Source organism: Salinibacterium sp. AL4.1 (assembly GCF_059767305.1).
This window is the reverse complement of the sequence record NZ_JBSOQK010000001.1, coordinates 468,522-492,336: the sequence shown is the minus strand read 5'-3', so window position 1 is coordinate 492,336 and position 23,815 is coordinate 468,522. Positions and strand designations below refer to the sequence as shown.

The 23,815-nt window shown below is 61.6% G+C and carries 23 protein-coding genes; 19 read left to right on the top strand and 4 right to left on the bottom strand.

Going from position 1 to position 23,815, the window contains the following annotated elements:
- Window positions 1–4: 4 nt before the first annotated feature.
- Both ACWTV3_RS02405 and ACWTV3_RS02400 read right to left on the bottom strand, forming a co-directional pair.
- Complete coding sequence (locus tag ACWTV3_RS02405; protein WP_498476671.1) at window positions 5–379, bottom strand: DUF4870 domain-containing protein; 375 nt, start codon at window positions 377–379, stop codon at window positions 5–7.
- Between the two features lie 91 nt (window positions 380–470).
- Window positions 471–869, bottom strand: coding sequence for a DUF4870 domain-containing protein (locus tag ACWTV3_RS02400; protein ID WP_100388789.1), 399 nt, complete (start codon window positions 867–869; stop codon window positions 471–473).
- A 211-nt stretch (window positions 870–1,080) separates the two neighbouring features.
- Here ACWTV3_RS02400 and hrcA point away from each other — a divergent pair, with 211 nt between their 5' ends.
- From hrcA to leuA, 9 genes are all read left to right on the top strand, one after another.
- Window positions 1,081–2,103, top strand: coding sequence for a heat-inducible transcriptional repressor HrcA (gene hrcA, locus ACWTV3_RS02395; protein WP_100388790.1), 1,023 nt, complete (start codon window positions 1,081–1,083; stop codon window positions 2,101–2,103).
- Window positions 2,104–2,126: 23 nt separating this feature from the next.
- Entirely contained in the window at window positions 2,127–3,227 is a 1,101-nt protein-coding gene (gene dnaJ, locus ACWTV3_RS02390; protein ID WP_498476670.1) for a molecular chaperone DnaJ, read from the top strand.
- Between the two features lie 6 nt (window positions 3,228–3,233).
- Entirely contained in the window at window positions 3,234–3,965 is a 732-nt protein-coding gene (locus tag ACWTV3_RS02385; RefSeq protein WP_498476669.1) for a 16S rRNA (uracil(1498)-N(3))-methyltransferase, read from the top strand.
- 17 nt (window positions 3,966–3,982) lie between these two features.
- Window positions 3,983–4,333 (top strand): histidine triad nucleotide-binding protein, encoded by a 351-nt coding sequence (locus tag ACWTV3_RS02380; protein WP_341619774.1) that lies wholly within the window; start codon window positions 3,983–3,985, stop codon window positions 4,331–4,333.
- Window positions 4,323–5,372, top strand: a complete 1,050-nt coding sequence (locus ACWTV3_RS02375; protein ID WP_498476668.1) for a PhoH family protein — start codon at window positions 4,323–4,325, stop codon at window positions 5,370–5,372. Before ACWTV3_RS02380 ends, ACWTV3_RS02375 begins: the two co-directional genes overlap by 11 nt.
- 1 nt (window position 5,373) lies before the next feature.
- Window positions 5,374–5,832 (top strand): rRNA maturation RNase YbeY, encoded by a 459-nt coding sequence (ybeY, locus tag ACWTV3_RS02370; RefSeq protein WP_100388795.1) that lies wholly within the window; start codon window positions 5,374–5,376, stop codon window positions 5,830–5,832.
- Window positions 5,833–5,841: 9 nt separating this feature from the next.
- Window positions 5,842–7,152 carry a hemolysin family protein gene (locus tag ACWTV3_RS02365; RefSeq protein WP_498476667.1) on the top strand — a complete coding sequence of 437 codons (1,311 nt, stop codon included), beginning with the start codon at window positions 5,842–5,844 and terminating at the stop codon, window positions 7,150–7,152.
- Window positions 7,149–8,048 carry a GTPase Era gene (gene era / locus ACWTV3_RS02360; RefSeq protein ID WP_498476666.1) on the top strand — a complete coding sequence of 300 codons (900 nt, stop codon included), beginning with the start codon at window positions 7,149–7,151 and terminating at the stop codon, window positions 8,046–8,048. Before ACWTV3_RS02365 ends, era begins: the two co-directional genes overlap by 4 nt.
- 219 nt (window positions 8,049–8,267) lie before the next feature.
- Window positions 8,268–10,046, top strand: a complete 1,779-nt coding sequence (gene leuA / locus ACWTV3_RS02355; protein ID WP_498476665.1) for a 2-isopropylmalate synthase — start codon at window positions 8,268–8,270, stop codon at window positions 10,044–10,046.
- Window positions 10,047–10,130: 84 nt separating this feature from the next.
- Here the strand turns inward: leuA and ACWTV3_RS02350 are convergent, their stop codons facing one another.
- The gene (locus ACWTV3_RS02350) at window positions 10,131–10,787 is read right to left on the bottom strand and encodes a trimeric intracellular cation channel family protein (protein WP_498476664.1); all 657 of its coding nucleotides are present in this window, start codon (window positions 10,785–10,787) and stop codon (window positions 10,131–10,133) included.
- Window positions 10,788–11,566: 779 nt separating this feature from the next.
- Between ACWTV3_RS02350 and recO the strand changes: the two genes are divergently transcribed.
- From recO to ACWTV3_RS02315, 7 genes are all read left to right on the top strand, one after another.
- Window positions 11,567–12,295 carry a DNA repair protein RecO gene (gene recO, locus ACWTV3_RS02345; protein WP_498476663.1) on the top strand — a complete coding sequence of 243 codons (729 nt, stop codon included), beginning with the start codon at window positions 11,567–11,569 and terminating at the stop codon, window positions 12,293–12,295.
- Complete coding sequence (locus tag ACWTV3_RS02340; protein WP_498476662.1) at window positions 12,292–13,104, top strand: isoprenyl transferase; 813 nt, start codon at window positions 12,292–12,294, stop codon at window positions 13,102–13,104. Before recO ends, ACWTV3_RS02340 begins: the two co-directional genes overlap by 4 nt.
- 81 nt (window positions 13,105–13,185) lie before the next feature.
- A complete protein-coding gene (locus ACWTV3_RS02335; protein ID WP_498476661.1) occupies window positions 13,186–13,902 on the top strand; it encodes an NUDIX hydrolase in 717 nt (238 codons plus the stop codon).
- Window positions 13,889–15,178, top strand: coding sequence for a quinolinate synthase NadA (gene nadA / locus ACWTV3_RS02330; protein WP_498476660.1), 1,290 nt, complete (start codon window positions 13,889–13,891; stop codon window positions 15,176–15,178). The genes ACWTV3_RS02335 and nadA overlap by 14 nt, the downstream gene beginning before the upstream one ends.
- A 2-nt stretch (window positions 15,179–15,180) precedes the next feature.
- Entirely contained in the window at window positions 15,181–16,746 is a 1,566-nt protein-coding gene (nadB, locus tag ACWTV3_RS02325; protein WP_498476659.1) for an L-aspartate oxidase, read from the top strand.
- Window positions 16,743–17,603, top strand: coding sequence for a carboxylating nicotinate-nucleotide diphosphorylase (gene nadC, locus ACWTV3_RS02320; RefSeq protein WP_498476658.1), 861 nt, complete (start codon window positions 16,743–16,745; stop codon window positions 17,601–17,603). The genes nadB and nadC overlap by 4 nt, the downstream gene beginning before the upstream one ends.
- Complete coding sequence (locus tag ACWTV3_RS02315; protein WP_498476657.1) at window positions 17,600–18,814, top strand: cysteine desulfurase family protein; 1,215 nt, start codon at window positions 17,600–17,602, stop codon at window positions 18,812–18,814. The genes nadC and ACWTV3_RS02315 overlap by 4 nt, the downstream gene beginning before the upstream one ends.
- Here ACWTV3_RS02315 and ACWTV3_RS02310 read toward each other — a convergent pair.
- Window positions 18,784–19,746 (bottom strand): LysR family transcriptional regulator, encoded by a 963-nt coding sequence (locus tag ACWTV3_RS02310; RefSeq protein ID WP_498476656.1) that lies wholly within the window; start codon window positions 19,744–19,746, stop codon window positions 18,784–18,786. The genes ACWTV3_RS02315 and ACWTV3_RS02310 overlap by 31 nt on opposite strands.
- 81 nt (window positions 19,747–19,827) lie before the next feature.
- Here ACWTV3_RS02310 and ACWTV3_RS02305 point away from each other — a divergent pair, with 81 nt between their 5' ends.
- The 3 genes from ACWTV3_RS02305 (at window position 19,828) to ACWTV3_RS02295 (ending at window position 23,751) form a co-directional block, all read left to right on the top strand.
- Window positions 19,828–20,874: an aminotransferase class V-fold PLP-dependent enzyme gene (locus tag ACWTV3_RS02305; protein WP_498476655.1), complete on the top strand. Its 1,047-nt coding sequence runs from the start codon at window positions 19,828–19,830 to the stop codon at window positions 20,872–20,874.
- 55 nt (window positions 20,875–20,929) lie between these two features.
- Window positions 20,930–22,315, top strand: coding sequence for a glycine--tRNA ligase (locus ACWTV3_RS02300; protein WP_341619788.1), 1,386 nt, complete (start codon window positions 20,930–20,932; stop codon window positions 22,313–22,315).
- Window positions 22,316–22,827: 512 nt separating this feature from the next.
- Window positions 22,828–23,751, top strand: coding sequence for a putative endonuclease domain-containing protein (locus ACWTV3_RS02295; protein WP_498476653.1), 924 nt, complete (start codon window positions 22,828–22,830; stop codon window positions 23,749–23,751).
- Window positions 23,752–23,815 lie beyond the last annotated feature (64 nt).

Genomic DNA, 23,815 nt, shown 5'->3' with positions numbered 1-23,815 from the left:
CGAGCTACTTGATGAATTCGATGGTCAACGGGTACTTGTACGCCTGACCATTGTTAGCGGCGACGGCAGCAATGATGCTGAAGATGAGGATGAAGATTCCTGCTGCAAGGATGACGAGAAACCCAATGCCGGCGATTGTAAGGAGTCCGCCGACGAACATCGCGATGGTCATCGTGATCTGGAAATTCAAGGCAGTGCGGGTGTGAGCCTGCACGAAAGGACCGCGGTCTTTCAGCACGAGGTAGCCCACGAGTGCGGGGATGAACGAGAAGAAGATTCCGCCAATGTGGATCAACGTTGCCCAGAGCTTCTCGTCGCTCGGACTCATCGGTTGGATCGGCGCGTACGGCGAGGCGGGGGGAGGTGTGGAATCTGACATTCCTCCATTAAAGCGCTAGTTGGGCAAAAAAGTAGCCCTGAGAGCAGAAGCTCTCAGGGCTAGCAGCTATCGAGCTAGTCGATAGCGGGAATTACTTGATGAGGCGCAGGGCGAATGGGTAACGGTAGTGGTTACCCTCTTTGGCCTTCGTGAAGCCGATAATGGAGAAGATGATTGCGACAGCGACGAGCGCGAACCAGAGCAGACCTTGGATGATGCCAAAGATGCCGAAGGTGGCGGCAGTCAAGATCGAACCGAGGATTGCAAGCGCAATGTGCGCAATAGTTAGTGTGATCTGGAAGTTCAGGGCTTCCTTCGCTTCGGTGTTGGTGAACGCCCCGCGCTCCTTGAAGACCAACCAGATAATCAGCGAGGGCAGGAAGCTCAGGATTCCACCAAGGTGGGCGAATGATGCCCACTGCTTGTCCTCAGCCTCGGTCAGTTGAGCTGCCGGCTGCGGTGCTGCGGGCTGCGGATTTGCGTCAGTCATGTGTTCGTGCCTTTCAGGTGAACGAGGGAACTTCCCGGGTTTCATCAAAGTGCTCGGTGTCACACCTGAGCATTTCCACAAAAAGGTAGCGCTCAAGTACACAGACACGCTAGCGCTATGACTCGCGCGGTGCAACGGCTGTGTCGTGGTGTGTCGAGTAAGATTGGCAGTCGAACGGATTGAGTGCCAATCAAGAGAGGTGGGTGGTGGAATGGTTTCCGCCCGCGGACTTGACGTACTTCGAGTCATCGTGCAGGACTACGTTGCTACGCGCGAGCCTGTCGGATCTAAGTCGATCGTTGAGCGACATTCCTTCGGGGTGTCCGCAGCAACGATTCGCAACGACATGGTCTTACTTGAAGACGAAGAGCTCATCACGGCGCCCCACACCTCATCAGGGCGTGTTCCGACCGACAAGGGCTACCGCATGTTTGTCGACCAGTTGGCCGACCTGCGCCCGCTTACGAGCGCTCAGCGTCAAGCCATCGAGTCGTTCCTCGGTCAGGCCGACGATTTGGATGACGTACTTGCGCGCTCGGTTCGCTTGCTGTCGCAACTGACCAACAGCGTGGCGCTCGTGCAGTATCCCTCGCTGGCGACCGCTCGCGTGCGGCATGTGGAACTTGTTCCCTTGCATGCCACTCGCATTATGACGGTGTTCATTACCGACTCTGGTCGAGTCGAGCAGCGCCTCATTGACGTCTCTGACCCCGTGGATGAGGCGTTCCTGGGCGAGGTTCGCGCCAAGCTGAATTCTGCTCTCACCGGGCAGTCACTGCCCGAAGCGGCCGATCGGCTCGCAAGTTTTGCGCAGATTTTTCCCGCAGAGAGACAGGCATTTGTTGGCCAAATTGCTACAAGTTTGATCGAGCAGGTGCTGGCCAACCGTGCCGACAAGCTCGTTCTCGCTGGCACCGCAAACCTCGCTCGCACCGAGCAAGACTTCACCGGCAGCATCTTCCCTGTACTTGAGGCAATAGAAGAGCAAGTAACGTTGTTGCGCCTCTTTGGGGAGATGGAAGTAGCAAATGGATCAGTTTCTACTCGCATCGGGCGAGAGAACGCAGAATTTGGGTTAGAAGAGACATCGGTCGTCACGGGCGGGTATTCCTCATCCGGCGGCGGTGTTTCGCGCTTGGGCGTGCTTGGCCCGACGCGCATGGACTATTCGAACAACATGGCGGCGGTTCGCGCAGTAGCGCGATACCTCTCGCGACTTTTGGAAGACAACTGAGCTCGTAAGGAGCAATCGGAACTTTGGCAGATCACTACGAAGCCCTCGGCGTTGCGCGCGAAGCGACCCCGGAGGAAATCAAGAAGGCGTACCGCAAGCTCGCACGCGAGTTGCACCCCGACGTCAACCCCAGCGCGGATGCGTCGGAACGCTTCAAGTCGGTAACTCACGCGTATGACGTGCTGAGCGATCCCCAGCAGCGCCAGCAGTACGACATGGGCGGCAGCGGCGGATTCGGTGGAGGCGCCAACTTCGGCTTTGGCGACATCTTCGAGACGTTCTTCGGCGGTGGGGGTGGCGCTCAGACCGCTGGTCCGCGGTCACGCCGCGAGCGGGGCCAGGATGCGCTGCTGCGTATCGAGGTCAGCCTCAAAGACACGATGTTCGGTGTCACTCGCGACATCGAGGTCAACACTGCAGAACTCTGTGAGACGTGTGAGGGCAGTTGTGCTGCCCCCGGCAGCTCGCCGGTTCGCTGCGACATTTGTCAGGGTAGCGGCCAGATCCAGCGCCAGGTGCGAAGCCTCCTCGGCAACGTCATGACGTCGAGCCCCTGTGGCACGTGCCGCGGCTACGGCAACATCATCGTGAACCCCTGCGCTACGTGTGCCGGCCAGGGTCGTGTTCGTGCGCAGCGCACGCTCTCGGTCGACATCCCCGCCGGCGTTGAGACGGGACTGCGTTTGCAGATGCCCGGTCAAGGCGAAGTCGGTCCCGCTGGCGGCCCCAATGGCGACCTGTTCCTCGAGATCAAGGTGCGCCACCACGACATCTTTAGCCGTGCCGATGATGATCTGTTGGCCACTGTGGAGGTCGAGATGATCGACGCAATCTTGGGTACAACAGTGAAGCTCGATGGCCTCGACGGAGAAATTGAAGTGGTCATTAAGCCTGGTACGCAGAGCGGCGAAGTGCTCACAGTTCGCGATCGCGGAATTACGAGCCTGCGTGGCAACGGCCGCGGTGATCTGCGTCTCGGCATCCAGGTCGTCACGCCGACGAAGCTCAGTGGTGCAGAACAGACCCTAATGAAGCAGCTCGCCGCCGTGCGCAAGAGCAAGCAGCCGCATTTTGCCGAGTTCCAGCAGGGGCTGTTCGCGAAGCTTCGCGACCGTTTCCTGTAGGCACTCATGGCACATCTCTATATCGATGAAGAGCTTGGCGACGTTGGTGTTGGCGCCTCCGTTTCTCTCGGCAATGCTGAAGCACGCCACGCTGTCACTGTGTCGCGCCTGAAGGTAGGCGAGACGATCGCGATTGGTAACGGTGCTGGCCTGATCGTTTCTGGTCCTATCGTCACGGCGGAACACACCGAGCTCACCATCGAAGTAGCGGATGTTCAGCAGTCGCCGCGGCGAACACCGGCCGTTTTCCTCGCTCAAGCCCTCGCCAAAGCGGATCGCGACGAACTCGCGGTTCAGGTCGCCACCGAACTCGGCGTCGACGGCGTCATTCCGTGGTCTGCGGCGCGCAGCATTTCGCGCTGGCAAGGCGCGAAGGTTGCCAAGGGTCGCGATCGCTGGGCCGCTATCGTTCGCGAAGCGAGCAAGCAGTCTCTGCGCAGCTGGATCCCCGACGTTCTCGACCTCGTCACGACCAAGCAGTTGGCAACCTTTGCTTCGACGACGCGGATGCTCGTGCTCGAGCCCACGGCAACCGAAACGTTGGCCGAACTCGAAGTCGACGACCGTGACATCCTGCTCGTAGTGGGGCCGGAAGGCGGGGTTGCGGATCACGAACTGGAGCTCTTGACGGCGGCGGGAGCATCCACTATTCGGCTGGGTAGTGAAGTGCTGCGCACGTCGACAGCGGGCCCAGCGGCGTTGGCGGCGTTGAACGTCAAGCTTGGCCGCTGGAGCTAGAGGTTTAGGCTAGAGACATGTCTGATTCCCCATCGATCTTTACCAAGATCATCGCTCGCGAGATTCCCGCGGATATCGTCTTCGAGTCAGACGCGGTAATCGCGTTTCGCGACATCGCGCCTCAAGCACCCGTGCACTTGCTCGTTGTGCCTAAAACCGAAGAGTTCGCCAACGTTACGGAGCTTGCGGCAGGCAACCCGGCGCTACTGGCCGAACTTGTCTCGGTCGCCCAATCGCTTGCCGACGAACATGCAGGCGGGCAATACAGACTGATCTTTAACACTGGCGAAAACGCTGGTCAAACTGTTTTCCACGTGCACGCTCATGTGCTCGGCGGAAACCTCGAGGAAGGCACCCTTGGTCACTAGTGACTCCGAGTCCGCAGGTTCGACAGAGCGCGAGAGCGTCTCGATTGAAGTAGACGGTGTCGCCATGGTGCGACTTCTTGGCCCTCACGATCGACTTCTCAAGGTCGTCGAAAGCAAGTTTCCGAACGTAGAAATGCACGTTCGCGGCAACGAAATCACCCTGACGGGCGATGCGTCGTCGGTCGCGGCCGCCAAAGAACTCGTCGACGAACTCGTCACGATGGTGCGCGACGGCCACGACCTCGGCGAGATCGAGGTCGACGCGTCGGCAAAGATTCTTCGCGGCAATCAGGGCAGCCCGCAACAGCTGCTCGGGCACACCATCCTGACAGCGCGGGGTAAAGCCATTCGCGCCAAGACTCTCGGTCAGGCGCAATACGTCGATGCGATGGACAACAACACCATCGTGTTCGGCATCGGCCCGGCCGGAACGGGAAAGACCTACTTGGCGATGGCTAAAGCCGTGCAGGCTCTGCAGCGCAAAGAGGTCGAGCGCATCATTCTGAGCCGCCCAGCGATCGAAGCAGGGGAGCGTCTCGGATTCTTACCGGGATCGCTCACCGACAAAATCGACCCTTACCTGCGCCCGCTGTACGATGCCCTCAACGACATGATGGATCCCGATCTCGTGCCCAAGCTTCTCGCAGCAGGCACTGTCGAGGTCGCACCGCTCGCCTATATGCGTGGTCGGACTCTCAACAACTCGTTCGTGGTTCTTGACGAAGCTCAGAACACCACACCCGAGCAGATGAAGATGTTCCTGACCCGTCTCGGCTTCGATTCGCAGATGGTCATCACCGGCGACATCACTCAGGTTGACCTTCCTGAGGGTGCGAGCGGGCTCAAGCTCGTCTCGAATGTTCTACGGGACATCGACGACATCCACTTTGCAGAGCTGTCGAGTGCTGACGTCGTTCGTCACAGCCTCGTGGGTCAAATCGTGGATGCCTACACCACCTACGACGCCGAAAAGCAGCGTGACGAATACAACCGCAATAACCGGCCGCCCAAGCGCAGCCGCAATCACGAGGGGCGCTAACGTGTCGATCGAAATCAACAACGAATCGGCCGTCGAGGTAGACGAGCACGCCTTCCAGCGACTCTGCACTTTCGCCCTCGACCAGCTGCACGTGCATCCGGATGCCGAATTGGGCATCGTCTTTGTCGACGAGGCCGCCATGGAGCAGCTTCACGTGCAGTGGATGGACGAGCCGGGTCCCACAGACGTCTTGAGCTTTCCGATGGACGAACTGCGCCCCGGAACTGAAGACCGCCAGACGCCCGCCGGCTTGCTCGGCGACATCGTCGTGTGCCCGCAAGTGGCGATCTCGCAGGCCGAGACTGCTGGCCATACGCCTCTGGAAGAAATGCTGTTGCTGACCACTCACGGTCTGCTGCACTTGCTCGGCTTCGACCACGCCGAGCCAGACGAGGAAAAAGAGATGTTTGGCCTCCAGCGCGAAATTCTGTTGGGGTTCGCCCTCGCAGAACGAAGTTAGTAGCCGATTGTGCTGATTGGTATTTTCATCACCGTCGCGATCCTTTTGGTTTCGCTCGGTGGTCTGCTCGCCGCTGCTGACTCTGCGCTAACTGTGTTGAGCCGTAGCGACCTTGTCGAATTAGCGGGGCGCAGTCGCGCGCACAAGTCGATCCTTGCGATCTCTCGAGACACGGGCGCGCACATCAACGCGCTCAACTTCATGCGAATCGTCGTGGAAACGACCGCGGCCGTGCTCGTTACCCTCGTCTTCGCCTCCGTCTTCGAGCAGTGGTGGCTCGTACTGCTATTCAGCGCGCTCATCATGACCGGGGCATCGTTTGTGCTCGTCGGCTCCAGCCCTCGCAGCGTCGGGCGTGCCCATTCACGCAAGGTGTTGCAGCTCTCGGCTCGGTTCGTTCGCGGCATCCGCGTCATCCTCGGCCCGATCGCGGATGCACTCGTCGCGATCGGTAACCGCGTCACCCCAGGGCGCCCGCGCACGGCAACCTTCTCGAGTGAAGAACAGTTGCTCAGCATGGTGGACGAAGCCACCGAGCACGAAGTTCTCGATCAAGACGACCGCGACCTCATCCACTCCATTTTCGACTTCAACAGCACGGTGATTCGTGAAGTAATGATTCCGCGCACCGACATGGTGACGGTCGAAGCTGATGTAACGGCCAGTGCCGCGATGGGCCTCTTCTTGAGCCGCGGAGTCTCCCGGGTACCCGTGATTGGCGACGACATCGACCAAGTGATGGGCGTGCTGTACCTGCGCGACATCGCGCGAGTCGTCTACGAGCAGCCAGCCGAGGCAGACAAGCTCACCACTCAGGCGCTCGCTCGCCCCGCACTCTTTGTGCCGGAATCGCAGCGCGCGGACAGCCTGTTGCGCCAAATGCAACTCGAATCGAATCACTTGGCCATGGTCGTCGATGAGTATGGCGGCATCGCTGGACTAGTCTCGCTCGAGGACCTCATCGAAGAACTCGTCGGAGATATTTCTGATGAGTATGACCGTGAAGTTGCCGAATTTGAACAGCTGGACGATGGATCATTCCGTGTGAGCGCCCGTCTCCCGATCGACGAATTGGGCGACCTGTTCGGTCTCGAGCTCGATGATGACGAGGTCGACTCCGTCGGTGGCTTGATCATGAAGACCCTGGGGCGACTGCCCGAGAGTGGCGCAGTCGCGCACTACTCGGGCCTCGTTCTCACGGCAGAACGTACCGAAGGCCGTCGCAAACGCATCAGCACTGTGCTGGTGTCAGTCGACCCCACCTTCACCAATCAGCACGACTCACGCCCGAATGAACGAGAGAACGGTGAATCACAGTGACCGACACCAGTGAATTCAGAGCAGGATTCGTGACCTTTGTAGGTCGACCCAACGTGGGCAAGTCCACGCTGACCAACGCCCTCGTAGGCGAGAAGGTCGCGATCACGTCGTCGAAGCCTCAAACCACTCGCCGCGCCATCCGGGGTCTCGTGCACCGCAACGACGGCCAGCTCATCATCGTGGACACCCCAGGTATGCACCGCCCGCGCACCCTGCTGGGGGAACGCCTGAACTCGATCGTGCAAGACACCCTCGGTGAAGTCGACGTCATCGGTCTCTGCATTCCGGCAAACGAGAAAATCGGTCCCGGCGACCGCTACATCAACGAGCAGTTGGATGCCTTCCCACATGCCAAGAAGGTTGCCATCGTTACGAAGATCGATGCTTCGTCGCGCCCCGGCGTTGCAGAGCAGCTCAAGGCCGTGGCAGAACTGCGCGACTGGGACGAAATCATCCCGATCTCGTCGTTCGACGACATCCAGCTCGACATCCTCTCGACTGAACTCGTCAAGCTCATGCCGGTCTCGCATGCGCTTTACCCGGATGACGCTGTCACCGATGAGTCGACCGAGTCGCGGGTGGCAGAGCTCATTCGTGAGGCGGCTCTTGAGGGCGTTATGGATGAACTTCCGCACTCGATCGCCGTCACGATCGACGACATGATCGAGCGCGACGACAAGAACCTTCTTGAAGTGTTCGCGAATATCTTTGTCGAGCGAGACAGCCAAAAAGGCATCATTATCGGTAAGGGCGGGGAGCGCCTGCAAGATGTCGGCGCCCGTGCCCGCGCTGAGATTGAGAAGCTCGTCGGCAAGCAAATCTTCCTCTCGCTTCGCGTGAAGGTCGCCAAGGAATGGCAACGCGACTCCAAGCAGCTCGGTCGCCTCGGTTTCTAAACTTTTATTGCCGCATCGCGGCAGCGCGGTAACAGTTGGAGAACCAGTCCTGCGGGGCGGCGCCCGCAGTGCTAGGGTGAAATTGTGTTCTTCGGTCTGCTCCTCCTTAGCTGCCGCGACGAGTCCTAACCCAGGCCTCACTCGTCGCGGGGTTTGTCATTGGCTGACCAGATTCGTTGCGAGTGGCCCATAAGGCCTTGAGAACAGCAGGAGCTTCACATGAAAAACAATCAGTCCGCATCATCGATGCCGGTTCACAAGTACCGTCCGTTTCACGAGATCATTTCTGTAGATCTGCCGGACCGTACGTGGCCTTCGAAGCGCATTACCGAGGCACCCCGCTGGTGTGCCGTTGATTTGCGTGATGGCAACCAAGCGCTCATCGACCCGATGAGCCCCGAGCGCAAGCGGATCATGTTCGATCTGCTGGTGAAGATGGGGTACAAGGAGATCGAGGTCGGGTTCCCCTCGGCTAGCCAGACTGACTTCGACTTCGTTCGTTCGCTCATTGAAACGAACGCGATTCCGGATGACGTCACCATTCAGGTGCTGACGCAGGCTCGCGAAGAACTGATCGTGCGCACGTACGAATCGATCAAGGGCGCTAAGCAAGCGATCGTTCACCTCTACAACTCCACGAGCGTTCTGCAGCGCGATGTCGTATTCCGCAAAGACAAGCAGGGCATCATCGATATTGCCCTCAACGGTGCTCGCATCTGTAAAGCTTCCGAGGCGATGGTCCCGGAGACCGACGTCTACTACGAGTACTCGCCGGAAAGCTACACCGGCACCGAGCTCGAGTTCGCGGTTGATATCTGCAACCAGGTGCTCGAAGTCTTCCAGCCCACGCCGGAGCGCAAGGTCATCCTGAACCTACCCGCCACCGTCGAAATGGCTACCCCCAACGTTTATGCCGACTCGATCGAGTGGATGTCGCGCAACGTGAACCACCGCGAGAACGTCATCATTTCGCTGCACCCGCACAATGACCGCGGAACCGGAATTGCTGCGGCGGAGCTGGGCTACATGGCCGGTGCTGACCGCATCGAAGGTTGCCTGTTCGGAAACGGTGAGCGCACCGGAAACGTCGACCTCGTTGCTTTGGGACTCAACCTGTTCACGCAGGGTATCGATCCGCAGATCGATTTCAGTGACCTCGACGAAATCCGTCGCACGGCTGAGCACTGCAACCAGCTGAAGGTGCACGAGCGCAGCCCGTGGGCTGGCGACCTCGTCTACACGGCCTTCAGCGGATCGCACCAAGATGCCATCAAGAAGGGCTTCGAGTCGATGGCGGCTCAGGCCGAACGCGAGGGCAAGCACGTGAACGATCTGGTCTGGGCTGTTCCGTACCTGCCGATCGACCCCAAGGATGTTGGCCGCGGCTACGAAGCAGTCGTGCGTGTGAACTCGCAGTCCGGCAAGGGCGGCGTCGCCTACCTGCTCAAGACTGACCACAGCCTCGACCTGCCGCGCAAGCTGCAGATCGAGTTCAGTGGTGTTGTTCAGTCGAAGACGGATGCCGAGGGTGGCGAAGTGTCGAGCGAGCAGATCTGGACGGCCTTCCAAGACGAATACCTGCCAGCATCCGCCGATCACGCCGAGCAAAAGTGGGGTCGCTACGAGCTGCTTTCTACTCGCACGACGAGCGCCAACGATGGTGAGGTCAGCCTCGAAGCGCGACTGCGAGTGGATGATGCCGAACTGGAAGCCCAGCATGTCGGCAACGGCCCGATCGATGCGTTCCTCGGCATGTTGTCCGCGCAGGGGCAAGGCATCGGCGTGAAGCTCTATGACTACGTTGAGCACACCATGAGCGAGGGCAGCAATGCCCAGGCTGCCGCCTACGTCGAACTCGACATCAACGGCCAGCGCCTTTGGGGCGTCGGCATCGATGGTGACATCTCGCGGGCATCCCTCAAGGCGATCGTGTCAGCGGTCAACCGCTGGGTGCGCGCTTCGCAGAACGCTCCTGAATCTGAGCTGGTCGCTGGCTAGGTCTCGATTTCGCACATGCCCCGCAGCGAGAGCTGTGGGGCATGTGATCGTTAACGGCAGTGACGGCGAGGGGCCGTGAGCGAGTTAGGGCCGGCGGAACTTGGGCAAGCGATTAATGGTTCGTTGCTCGGGCAGCGTCCAGTTGAAGAGGACGGCGAGCACCCGAACGCCCACCGTGATGGCGACACAAAATGATGCGGCCAGAAGAACCGGAACATCGAAACTGCGCATAATGACGAGGCTTGTGGCGCCGGACACCGCAGCGACGGCATAGAGCGACCCCACATGCATGAGCGCGATCGGCATCGAGAGCAGCATGTCGCGAAGGACCGAGCCGCCGACGCCCGAAATGGCGCCGACGAAGATGGCCGGCACCTCGGGAAGCCCCATCGCGAGTGCTTTAGTCGTGCCGATCGCGCCGAAGAGCCCGATGGTCAGCGCGTCGAGAACTGTGATGACCGGGCCCATCCGGGCGATGAGCCGTTCCAACAGCATCCCGCATAGGGCGGCGCCCGTGGCCACGATGAGATACCAGTTGGTGGTGAGAACTATCGGTACCTCAGAGAGCACGACATCGCGAATGATGCCGCCGCCAAAGCCGGACGCCAAGCCGATAATGGCGACCCCCAGCAGGTCGAGGCGACGGTCACGAAACTGGGCCGCGAACATCGCACCCTGCATGGCCCCGACGCCGACCGCCAACAGCCCCGCCCACAGCGGAATCTCGAAAGTCTCGTCCACGCACCATTCGTACCACGCGCGGAGCGCGCGGCGCGATTGTGCTCCGGGCAAGCCTGCAATCGCGGTGTGTGCGCTGCCGCTGTCTCCTGCGCCGCTTTCCTGTACTGCCTTCTGCGCCGCTTTCCTGTACTGCCTTCTGCGCCGCTTTCCTGCCGCTGTCTCCTGCACTGCCTTCCTGCACTGCCTTCTGTGCGCCGCCTTCTGTGCGCCGCCCGCGCCCTTCCCTTCCCTTCGGAAATTCAGGAAAAACGCCGTGATCTCGTTCGGGAAGTTTGTGTCTCCGCGGCTCGGGGCGCCGTCGGCGTGCGGATTTCCTGAATTTCCGAAGGGGCGAGGGGGCGAACAAAGGCAATGGGGAGGGGAATGCACGAGAGAACGGGGCTGGAAAGCCGGGATGTGCGCGAGCGAGGCTGCGGGCGGAGTCGCGCGGGACGCGGGACACGGACGGCGCGGGGTGACGCGGCACGGCGTGACGCGGCGCCGGGCTGCGCGGTGCAGAGCTGCGCGGTACGGCCTGACGCGGCGCCGGGCTGCGCGGTGCAGAGCTGCGCGGTACGGCGTGACGCGGTGCAGCGCGAGACGACGCACTGCGAGGCGGCGTGACGTGGCGCAGTGCGAGGCGGCGTGACGTGGCGCGGCGTGACGTGGCGCAGTGCGAGGCGCTGCAGTGTGAGGCGCTGAAGTTCAGGGCCGAACGGGTCAGGGCTGGCGCTCAGCGAAAGAAGCCGCGTGCGGGCCGTCGCTCAGCAAACTCGCGATAAGCGGAGGATACTTGTCGGGTGCCTACCTATCGTGATGAAGCCGTCGTGCTGCGCACCCACAAGTTGGGTGAAGCCGACCGCATCGTGACAATGCTTTCGCGCGAGCATGGCAAGATCCGCGCGGTAGCCAAGGGGGTGCGTCGCACGGCCTCGAAGTTCGGGTCGCGACTGGAACCCTTTATGGTCGCCGACATCCAGTGCTATATCGGTCGCAGCCTCGACATTATTCAGCAGGCGGAGTCGCTTGGTTCGTACGGCTCGAACATCACGGCCGATTATGCGAGCTATACCGCCGCAAGCGTGATGGTCGAAACGGCGGATAAGGTCACGGATGACGATGGCTCCCTGCAGCAGTATTTGCTGCTGGTGGGCGCGTTGCGGTCTCTGTCGCGGCGTGAGCACAACCCGAGCCTGACTCTCGACTCGTATCTGTTGCGCAGCTTGTCGATTGCCGGTTGGGCACCCAGCTTTGTGGATTGTGCGGTGACCGGTGCTCCCGGGCCGCACTCGGTTTTCGTGGCGCAGATGGGTGGTGTGGTGGCCGACGAGGTTGCGCCCCCTGGTTCGCCCCGATTGAGCCCCGCGACTCTCGGACTACTCGGCGCGTTGCTCGCCGGTCAGTGGGATGTCGCCGAGGCAGCTGACGAGCGGTCACGATCGCAAGCCAGCGGCGTTGTCGCCGCGTACACCCAGTTTCATTTGGAGCGCAGTCTTCGCTCCATTCAGCATGTGGATCGGAGCGCATGAGCCGCGTAGCAAAAACTCACAAAGATGCCGTGGAGTTTCGTCCGCTGGACTGGACTGGCATCCATCCTCCCGCGATGCCCAAGGGGTCTGTTCCCGAGCACATCGCACTCGTCATGGACGGCAATGGGCGCTGGGCCAACGCGCGCGGCCTCACGCGTGTCGAGGGTCACAAAGCGGGGGAGGCGAGCCTGTTGGATGTCGTGGCTGGCGCCATCCAAATCGGTGTGAAGCACATCAGCGTGTATGCGTTTTCGACCGAAAACTGGAGCCGTTCGCCCGAAGAGGTTCGCTTTCTCATGGGCTTCAACCGAGATGTTTTGCACCGTCGCCGCGATCAACTCAACGATTGGGGCGTGCGCGTGCGCTGGGCTGGGCGACGCCCGCGCCTGTGGACCTCCGTGATCAAAGAGCTGCAGTTCGCCGAAAAGCTCACCGAGAACAACAGCACCCTGACGCTCACAATGTGTGTGAACTATGGCGGCCGTAACGAGATCGCGGATGCCGTGCGTTCCATTGCCGACGATGTTGCGGCGGGCAAACTGAAGCCCTCCGCCGTCTCGGAGAAGCTCATCCAGAAGCGTCTCTATCAACCGCAGTTGCCCGATGTTGACCTGTTTGTGCGGTCGTCGGGGGAGCAGCGGATGAGTAACTTCATGCCCTGGCAGAGCGCCTACGCCGAAATGGTCTTTCTCGACACGTTGTGGCCTGATTTCACCAGGGAAGACCTGTGGGAAGCGATTCGCATCTATGCGAGCCGCTCGCGCCGCTTTGGTGGCGCGGTCGATGCGCCAGCGCCCTCTTCCGCCTAAGTCCGTCGCCCTTTTGGTCAGGGTGACTTTAAGGTGTATTCTGTGTTCAGGTCAGCATGACTCTTACTGAAGGGGGTGGCGATGGAACAGAGTGAACAAGCAATCTCGCTCGCGGTGTCCACCGTGATTTTTGCGCTGCGCCCCATTCCCGAGTCGGGCGAGAGCGCGCTGTGGATCCCACTCGTGCGCCGCACCCGCGAGCCGTATGCCGGCCAGTGGGCACTGCCCGGCGGTTGGGTCGGCAACGACGAAAGTCTTGCGGATGCCGCAGCTCGCAACCTGCTTGAGACCACTGCGCTCGAACCTGCTTACCTCGAGCAGCTCTACGCTTTTGGTGACGTGGAGCGGTCGATCGGTGGGCGTGCGGTATCGGTCGTTTATTGGGCGCTCGTGCGTCAAGAAGAGGCCGATCGGGCCACCGAGGGCGAGAATGTGCGTTGGTTCCCTGCAGATGACCTGCCGGAGCTTGCTTTCGATCACAACGTGATCATCGACTACGCCCTGTGGCGGCTGCGCACCAAGATGGAATACTCGCGCATTGCTCGTGCTTTCTTGGGTGAGACGTTCACTCTCAGCGAGTTGCGCATTGTTCACGAGGCCGTGTTGCAAAAGCAACTCGATCCCGCCAATTTCCGTCGTCAGATCGAGAATTCAGGTTCACTGGTTCCCACTGACCACGTTGTCTCGGGAGGGCGTCACCGGCCTCCGAGGCTGTACCGCTATGACGAGGGCGTTGAGCTCGTTGATAACGGCCCGCTCGGCCATCTAAAGACAGGGAGCACTCGTGTCATCCATTGATTCGACTATTCAGCGCATCACCAAGACGGGCGACGGGGAAACCTGCGCTCCTGAGTTGGCCGATGGCCCCTGGACCTTTGACCTCGGTGTTCCGAGCTACGGCCCCGGTGCATCCATGGGCGATGTGATTCCCACCGGCGCACCTCGTCAGGGTCAGTTGCCGCTGGAATACCAGCAGGCCTCAAACGAAGACCTCCACGCCCGCATCGTCGCCGCTAAGGCCACGCTGGGCGACCGTGCGGTGGTGCTCGGGCACTTTTACCAGCGCGACGAGGTCGTGCAGCACGCTGATTTCCTCGGCGATTCCTTCCAGCTCGCCAACGCGGCGCAGACCGTTCCGAACGCCGAGGCGATCGTGTTCTGTGGCGTTCACTTTATGGCTGAGACGGCTGACATCCTGGCTCGCGAGGACCAAGCGGTGATCCTGCCGAACCTCGCCGCCGGTTGCTCAATGGCTGACATGGCCGACATCGATTCTGTGGAGGAGTGCTGGGAACAGCTCACCGAGATCTACGGAACCGAGCCGGATGCCGATGGCCGCGTGCCGATCATCCCCGTGACGTACATGAACTCGTCTGCCGCGCTCAAGGGCTTCTGCGGTCGTAACGGCGGCATCGTCTGCACGAGCTCGAACGCTGCGACGGTCCTTGAGTGGGCCTACGAGCGCGGTCAGCGCGTGCTGTTCTTCCCCGACCAGCACCTTGGCCGCAACACGGCAAAGAAGATGGGCATTTCGACCGATCTCATGCCGATGTGGAACCCGAACAAGCCCCTCGGCGGCAACGACGCTGAGACCCTCAACGAAGCGAAGGTTGTGCTCTGGCACGGCTTCTGCAGCGTGCACAAGCGCTTCAATGTTGGCCAGATTGAGCAGGCTCGCGCTGAGCACCCCGGCGTTCGTGTGATCGTGCACCCCGAGTGCCCGATGCCGGTTGTGGATGCCGCTGATGAAGCAGGGTCGACCGACTACATCCAGAAGGCTGTTGCTGCGGCGACCGAACCGACAACGTTCGCGATCGGTACCGAGATCAATATGGTCAACCGCCTCGCTGCCGAGTACCCGCAGCACACGATTTTCTGTCTCGACCCGGTCGTCTGCCCGTGTTCCACGATGTACCGCATTCACCCGGGCTACCTTGCGTGGGTGCTTGAGGGCCTCGTTCGCGGTGAAGTGCTCAACCAGATCACTGTCGCGGACGACGTGGCAGTACCGGCTCGCGTGGCCTTGGAGCGGATGCTCGCCGCGAAGCCGCCGGTAACGACGAAAGAAGCGTAACCATGGCACGGGTCATTGTTGTCGGCACGGGTATTGCCGGTCTCATCACCGCCTACCGCGCAAGTGCTCACCACGAAGTGGTTCTCGTGACCAAGTCGGAGCTCGCGGAAAGCAACACCAAGTACGCCCAGGGCGGCATCGCTGCTGTTCTGTTCCCCGACGACACCGTGGCCAGTCATGTTTCCGACACGATGATTGCGGGCGCGGGACTGTGCGAGCGGGATGCCGTTGAAGTGTTGTGCAGCGAGGGTCCGTTGCGCGTGCAAGAACTCATCTCTCTCGGGGTGGAGTTCGACCGCATTGCCAATGGTGAGCTCGCTCGGGGACACGAAGCGGCGCACTCCTCGCGGCGCGTCATCCACGCCGGCGGAGATGCCACGGGGCTCGCGATCGAAGTCGCCCTGTTGCGCGCCGTCCGCGCGCTGGCCGTCGAGACCTACGCCTACACGTTCATGCGCGATCTGGTCACGGAGACGGATGCCGACGGCACGCCCCGCGTAACCGGTATCGACGTCATTGCTCCCGACGGCAACGCCCGGGTGATCGACGGAGACATCGTCGTTCTCGCCAGCGGAGGAGCCGGCCAGCTCTACAAGCACACGACGAATCCGTTCGTCACGACGGGAGACGGTGTTTCTGCCGCCTACCGTGCCGGCGCTGCTCTGGCCGATGTCGAATTCTTCCAGTTCCACCCGACATCGCTTGCGGTGCCCGGCAACCCGCTCGTCTCCGAAGCTGTTCGCGGCGAGGGAGCAACCCTGCTCGACGAGAATGGCAAGCGCTTCATGTTCGACGTGCACCCCGACGGTGAACTCGCCCCGCGCGATGTCGTCGCTCGCGGCATTGCCCGCGCTATGGAAAAACAGGGCGGGCGCCCGATCATGCTCGACGCAACAGCGCTCGGCTCCGAGTTTCTCGCCACACGATTCCCCGGCATCAGCGAGGTCTGCGAAGAGCATGGTTTCGATTGGGGCACAGAACCTATTCCCGTGACGCCCGCTGCGCACTACTGGATGGGCGGCATCCGCACCGACATCTCGGGGCGAACCAGCGTGCGCGGTCTCTATGCCGTGGGGGAGGCATCCTGCACCGGCGTGCACGGCGCCAACCGCCTCGCCTCCAATTCCCTTCTCGAATCGCTCGTCTTCGCCTGGCGTGCTGCGGATGCTCTCAACGAGCCCCAGCGAGCGATTGAGGTCGACACGCTTGAGCCCCAGTTCGAAATCACGGGCAAAGAGCCATTTACCCGTGATCAGTTGCGCGAACTCATGTGGAGCCACGTCGGACTCGAGCGGGACGCGACTCGTCTCGAAGAAGCATCAGCGATTTTGGCCAGCTGGCACTCCGAATCCAACACGGTCGAGGGCGCCGAGAACGCGAACCTGCTCGACCTCGCGCGCCTCGTCGTCGTCGCGGCGCTCCGCCGAAAGGAATCTCGCGGTGCCCACGAGCGCACCGACTACCCGGAGACCCGCGAAGAGCTCGCTTTTTCCACGCGCTGGGCGGCAGTCAACGTAGCGGGCGACTTCATCCCGGCAGAGGACCAAGCAGAAACGATTAAGCGATGAATCAGCAGCTCGTGGACAACGTCATCCTGATGGCCCTCGCCGAAGATGCGCCTTGGGGAGACATCACGAGCGACGCTTTCGTGCCTGAAGACGCCACCGCCACCGCCGTGCTCAATGCGCGAGAGGCCGGAGTCGCCAGCGGTCTCGAGGTCTTCGCTCGCACCTTCTACCTAGTGGATGCTCAGGCTGACGTCACGCTGCAGGCCAGCGATGGCGACTCGTTCACCGCCGGCCAGCAACTCGCATCGGTGTCCGGTAACGCGCGCGCCGTTCTGCGGGCGGAGCGCATCGCTCTCAACCTCAGCCAGCGGATGTCGGGAATCGCCACGCAGACCGCGGCCTACGTCGCGCAGGTGGCGGGCACGCACGCGCGGGTAGTCGATACCCGTAAGACAACGCCGGGGCTCCGGGCTCTCGAACGTCACGCTGTTCGTTCGGGGGGCGGCCACAATCACCGCTTCAGTCTCTCGGATGCCGTGATGGCTAAAGACAATCACCTGGCGGTTCTCGCGGCCGCCGGTATCGAACTTGGGGACGCCATTCGTCTCGCTCGTGCCCGGATCGGTCACACCACTCACCTTGAGGTCGAAGTCGACCGTCTTGACCAAGTCGAGACTGTTGTCTCGGCGGGAGTCGACACAATCATGCTCGACAACTTCTCGCTCGATGACCTGCGTGCGGGCGTCGAGCTCGTGGCCGGCCGTGCGATCGTCGAGGCCAGCGGAGGCGTGAACCTCGACACCATTGCGGCGATCGCAGCCACCGGTGTTGATGTCATCTCGGTAGGCGCCCTCACGCACAGCGTTCGCTCGCTCGACCTCGGTCTCGACATTGCGGTGAGCGCCGCCACCTCATGATCTTTCTTGACTCCGCCGCCACCACACCGGTGCGCCGTGAGGTGCTTGAAGCGATGTGGCCGCTGCTGACGGGAGACTTCGGTAACCCGTCGAGCCATCACGAGTTGGGGGAGTCCGCGAAGCGGGCCCTGGATGCCGCCCGCACGAGTGTTGCCGCGTCACTGGGGTGCCGGGCATCCGATGTCGTATTCACGTCGGGAGGCACGGAGTCAGACAACCTCGCCATCAAGGGCCTCGCGCTTGCCGAACCACGCGGACGCCACATCGTCACGAGTGCGATCGAGCATGAAGCCGTGCTGGAGTCCGTCGACTATCTCGCGCGCATTCACGGGTTCGAAGTCACGGTGTTACCTGTAGACGCTCACGGTCTCATCAACCTTGACGACGCTCGGGATGCGCTGCGCCCCGACACCACGCTCTGCACTGTTATGTATGCCAATAACGAGATCGGTGCTGTGCAGCCCATCGCTGCGCTCGCTGAACTCTGTCGCGCGCACGGGGTGCCGCTGCACACGGATGCCGTTCAAGCCGCTGGTTGGCTTCCCCTCGACGTCGCCGGGCTGGGCGTCGATGCCCTTAGCCTGTCCGGACACAAGCTCGGAGCGCCTAAAGGTATTGGTGTGCTGATGGTCAAGGGGCGCCGCAGCCTCGAGCCCGTGTTGCACGGGGGAGGCCAAGAGCGCGGCAAGCGCTCCGGCACCGAAAACGTCGCGGGTTCCGTGGGGTTCGCGCATGCTCTCGCACTCGCCGAGACCGACCGGGCTGAGCGTGCGGTCAGGATCGCGCAGCTGCGGGATGACTTCGTGGCTGATGTGCTGGCGCGGGTTCCCGCTGCGATCTTTACGGGGCCGGTTTTGGCTGGCAAGCCGGCTGGCGCTCAAGTTGGCGCTGACGCCTACGCTGCTGCCGGCGGAGACTCACCCACACCCACCCGTCTCCCGAACAACGCTTCATTCTGTTTCCCCGGCACCAGTGGGGAATCACTTCTGCTCGAGCTCGGCCGTGCCGGGATCATCTGTTCAGCCGGTTCGGCCTGTGCCGTCGGCAGCGACGATGTCTCGCACGTGCTGACTGCGATCGGCATTGACGAAGCGATCGCCCAGACGGCGGTGCGGTTTAGTCTCAGCGGGGATACGACAGCAGAACAACTCGCCACCGTAGCTGCCGAGATCGAAACGGCCTACCGGGCGGTTCGCTCGCTCTCCGGGTAGTCCTTCAGGCCCCAGACGTCTCCGCCCAGCGCGGTCAACGTTGCAATAGTCGTTGCCACGCTGGGGATTCGCGTGGCCCCCGGCTGAATCACGTACTGAATGGTGCGCTCGCTCGACGGCTGCGGGGCATGGATGCTCACGCCCTCCGGCAGCGTCAGCGACGACAGCGCCAGCTGGGGGAGAAGCGCCACCCCCAGCCCGCGGGAGACGAAGCTCAGTACTGCGAGAGCGTTATCCGTCTCCAACCCGATCTCTGGAGCGAAACCCTCGATATTGCACAGGGCCAGCAAGTGACCGCGACAGAGGGCGCAGCCTGCAATCCACGCGTCGTTGGCAAGATCGGCCAGGCTCACGCTGTCGGCCTTCGCTAAGGGGTGAGTATCCGGCAGCACGAGCACTACAGGCTCAGTGAACAGCGGGACCGTGGTGTGGCCGCCATCGCGCGACAAATGCGGATCAGCGCGATCCTCCGGGTACGAAAACGTAATCGCCAGATCCGCAGAACCGTCCCGCAACAGCTGCAGCGCCTGGGGAGGCTCAGCCTCGACGTAGTTCACCGTCAAATTCGGATGCTGCTGCCGCAACTGACGAATCAACCGCGGCACGAGCGTCGACGACGCCGTCGGGAAAGCCGCGATGCGAACCGTTCCGCTCGAGAGACCGGCTAGCTCTGCGAGTTCGGCGCTCGCCGCATCCACCGCGTTGAGCACGGTCACGGCATGGCTCGCGAGGGCGCGGCCAGCTTCGGTGAGGCGCACCCCACGGCCGGAACGCACAACGAGCGCGAGCCCCAGTCGCGACTGGGCGCGAGTGAGGTGCTGGCTCAGGGCCGGTTGGCTGTAGCCGAGTACGCGGGCGGCTTCACTGATGGTGCCGTGCTCGGAGATGGCGCGAACGATGCGCAGCGAGAGAAGGTCTGGAGTGGTGTCCATGGAGCAAGCATAACTAAACGTGATCGTTGGTATCCCAATCATGCTCTTGTCGCATGTATCGCGGCGCGGGAACATGGGGGCATGACCTCCCCAGCTCTGGCCAGCGCCATCGACAGCTTCGCGAACACCCGGGGGTACCTTTCCGCTGCCACCATGGGGCTCCCGACCTGCGCCGCCGTCACCGAGATGACTGAGAAGCTCGGGCAGTGGGCTACCGCCACCTGCAACCCCATGAATTACGGCGACATCGTCGAGCGCACGCGTGGTCACTATGCCCGTCTTGTTGGTACAGACACCAGTCGCGTTGCCATCGGTTCGCAAACCTCGGTGATGGCCTCATTGATCGCGTGCTCGCTGCCGGCCGGTTCCGAAGTGCTGGTCGTCGAATCCGACTTTACGTCGATCGTTTACCCGTTCCTGCAGCACCGTGACCTTCAAGTGCGCGCCGTGCCGCTGGCCGAACTGGCGGATGCGATCACCGACACCACCGCGCTCGTCGCGTTCTCGCTCATCCAATCGTGCAACGGCAAGGTCGCCGAGGTCGCGGCGATCACCGCCGCTGCCGACCGTCACGGAGCACGCACGCTGTGCGACATCACTCAGGCCGCCGGTGTGCACCCCGTGGATGCCAGTCATTTCGACGCGACCGTCTGCCACGCCTACAAGTGGCTGTGTTCGCCGCGCGGCGTCGCGTTTCTCACCATCTCCGAGGATTTCGCCGAGCACATCACGCCCGTGCAAGCGGGCTGGTACGCCGGAGATGACGTCTGGGGCAGTGTCTACGGCACCGAGATGAACCTTGCGAAGGATGCTCGCCAGTTCGACGTGTCACCCGCATGGCAGGCGTGGGTGGGAGCCGAGCATCCGATCGCCATGTTTGCCGACCTCGATATCGCCGAAGTCTGGGAACACTGCACCGACCTCGCCAATCTGCTCTGCGATGAGCTCGGAATCGAACGTCAGAATCAGGCCATCGTCACCTGGCCGGATGAATCGGGTGCTGACCTCGCCAAGCTGACTGCTGCGGGAATCACGGCCTCCGGTCGCGCCGGACGCCTTCGCGCCGCATTCCACCTCTGGAATACCGAAGAGGACGTCGCGGCGGTTATCGCTGCGCTGCGTGTCTAGCTAAACTGGTCGTCCGCCGACCGTGCATCCAGCTCGGCTGACTATTGGAGTTTCTGTGGCTACGCCTAACCCCCTCGACGCCGTTATCAACCTCGCCAAGCGCCGAGGTTTTGTCTTCCAATCGGGAGAGATCTACGGCGGTTCACGCTCAGCTTGGGACTACGGCCCGCTGGGAACCGCCCTCAAAGAGAACATCAAAAAGCAGTGGTGGCAGACCTTCGTTCAAGGTCGCGAAGACGTCGTCGGGCTCGACTCGGCCGTCATCCTGCCCCGCAAGGTGTGGGAAGCATCCGGTCACGTCGAGGTCTTCTCCGACCCGCTCGTCGAATCGCTGCACACCCACAAGCGCTACCGCGCCGACCACCTTCTCGAAGCCTACGAAGAGAAGCACGGTCACCCTCCCGTGAACGGGCTTGCCGACATCCGTGACCCTGACACCGGTCAGCCCGGATCGTGGACCGAACCGCAAAACTTCTCGGGGCTCCTCAAGACCTACCTTGGCCCCGTCGACAACGAAGAGGGCATGCACTACCTGCGCCCCGAAACCGCTCAGGGTATCTTCACCAATTTCGCCAACGTCATGGGTGCTGCGCGCATGAAGCCGCCCTTCGGTATCGGTCAGGTCGGAAAGTCGTTCCGTAACGAGATCACGCCCGGAAACTTCATTTTCCGTACCCGTGAATTCGAGCAGATGGAGATGGAATTCTTCGTCGAGCCGGGCACGGACGAAGAGTGGCACCAGACCTGGATCGACGAATCCATGAAGTGGTACACCGACCTCGGGATTAACCCCGAAAATCTGCGTTTCTACGAGCATGCTCAGGAGAAGCTCTCGCACTACTCCAAGCGCACGGTGGATGTTGAGTACCGTTTCCGCTTCGCCGGTAGCGAGTGGGGCGAGCTCATGGGTATCGCTAACCGCACCGACTTCGACCTGCGCACGCACTCCGAAGCCTCCGGTGCCGACCTGTCGTACTTCGACCAGGCCAAGGATGAGCGCTGGACGCCGTTCGTTATCGAGCCCGCGTTCGGCCTCACTCGCGCACTAATGGCCTTCCTCATTGATGCTTACGCTGAAGACGAAGCGCCTAACGCTAAGGGTGGAGTCGACAAGCGCACTGTTCTGCGCCTCGACCGTCGCCTCTCGCCGGTCAAGGTCGCCGTTCTGCCGCTGTCGCGCAACGAGCGCCTGTCGCCGATGGCGCGCGGCGTTGCTGCTGACCTGCGCAAGTACTGGAACGTTGACTTCGACGACGCCGGTGCGATCGGGCGCCGTTACCGCCGTCAAGACGAAATCGGCACCCCGTTCTGCGTCACGATTGACTTCGATTCGCTCGACGATAACGCAGTTACGATCCGTGAGCGCGACACGATGGAACAAAAGCGCATGCCGATCGAAGAGCTGCGCGGCTATCTCGCGCAGGAGCTCATCGGCTGCTGAACCCCGCGGTGAGTTTCGCGGCGTCTTTCGCCTCGAGCCCGCACTACACGAAAGCGGCCCTGGACACGTGTCCGGGGCCGCTTTTTCTTGCTCGGACGCCTTCGCCTTCGCGCCGCTTGCACCCCCTTCGCGGCGCTTTTAACCCCTTCGCGGCCTTCGCCCTCTAAAACGCCCCACCTCGCCCTGGTCTGCCGGCTTCCCGTCGCCCTTTCGTGCCGAATCGGTCCGCTTGTTCGTCTTTTGCCCTGACACCCTTCGGAAACCCTGTCACCCTTCGGAACCCCTGACACCCTTCGGAACCCCTGTCACCCTTCGGAAATTCAGGAGACCTGGGCTGGGGCGCGATCCCGTCATGGCCTCGCCCGCGGAATCCCGACCCTCCTGCTGACGGGCCCTGCGGATTTCCTGAATTTCCACAGCGAACTGCTCGTCCACATCACTTCAGTAGTCCGTCAGTCAACTGAATACTTTTTCGCAGACCGCGCTGGAGAATCCGCGACGATGCTGTCGTCATGGCAGATGTGCGCGAATTGGTCGATGAGTTGGGTGGGCTTGCGCAAAAACAGCAATTAGTCGCACGGGAAGTCCGCGATTGCGATCTCACTCAAGCAGTCAAGCGAGGTGAGGTTGTTAGAGCGCGCCAAGGTTGGTACTCCACGGCGGCTGAATCAGAACCACGGTTGCGAGCGGTGCGGGTGGGCGGTCGTCTTACCGGGGTCTCAGCAATTGCCGACTGGGGCGGCTGGGTTCTCGGCGATCATCCGTTGCACGTGTCCGTGGCTCAGAACGCAGCAAGATTGCGGAGCCCCCGGAATCGGCGTCGCCCGCTCAACGATCACAGCGGGGTCCACGTGCATTGGGATTCCGCCGAAGTCAATGATCAGGGAACGAATTGGCACGTCAGTGTATTCGAGGCGCTCAAGCGCACGATTCTCGATGAAACCCTAGAAACGGCAGTTGCTGCCGTCGACTGGGCGCTGCACACTGGCCGCATTGACGGGTTCGATTTCGAGCGGCTGATTCTCGCCTTGCCGCTAGGCAAGCGAACAATCCGTTCGTGGGTTGATGGGCGTTGCGAGAGTTTGCCTGAGAGTCTCGCACGTACCCGTCTGAGGCTGCACGGCCATCGGGTCGAGATCCAAATTCCTGTAGGCCTCAAGCGAATTGATCTCGTGGTGAACGGAATCGTCGGCCTTGAGATAGATGGGCGCCAGTTTCACGCGCATACTTTCGAGGAGGATCATCTCAAGGCGATCGAAATTACAATTGCAGGCTTTCATGCCATGAGTATCAGCGCCAGGATGGTTTTCACCCAGTGGGAGTTGTTTCTGCGGGGCTTGGATAGCGCGCTGGCCTTTCATTCGCAGTCTGGCTTCGGAAATTCAGGAGATCCGACGTTGTCAGAAATACGACGCCAACGAAGACGCGAGTTGTGAGGGCTGAGCTTGTGGATTTCCTGAATTTCCGAAGGTGGAGGCGCCACAAGCTTTAAGTCGGCCA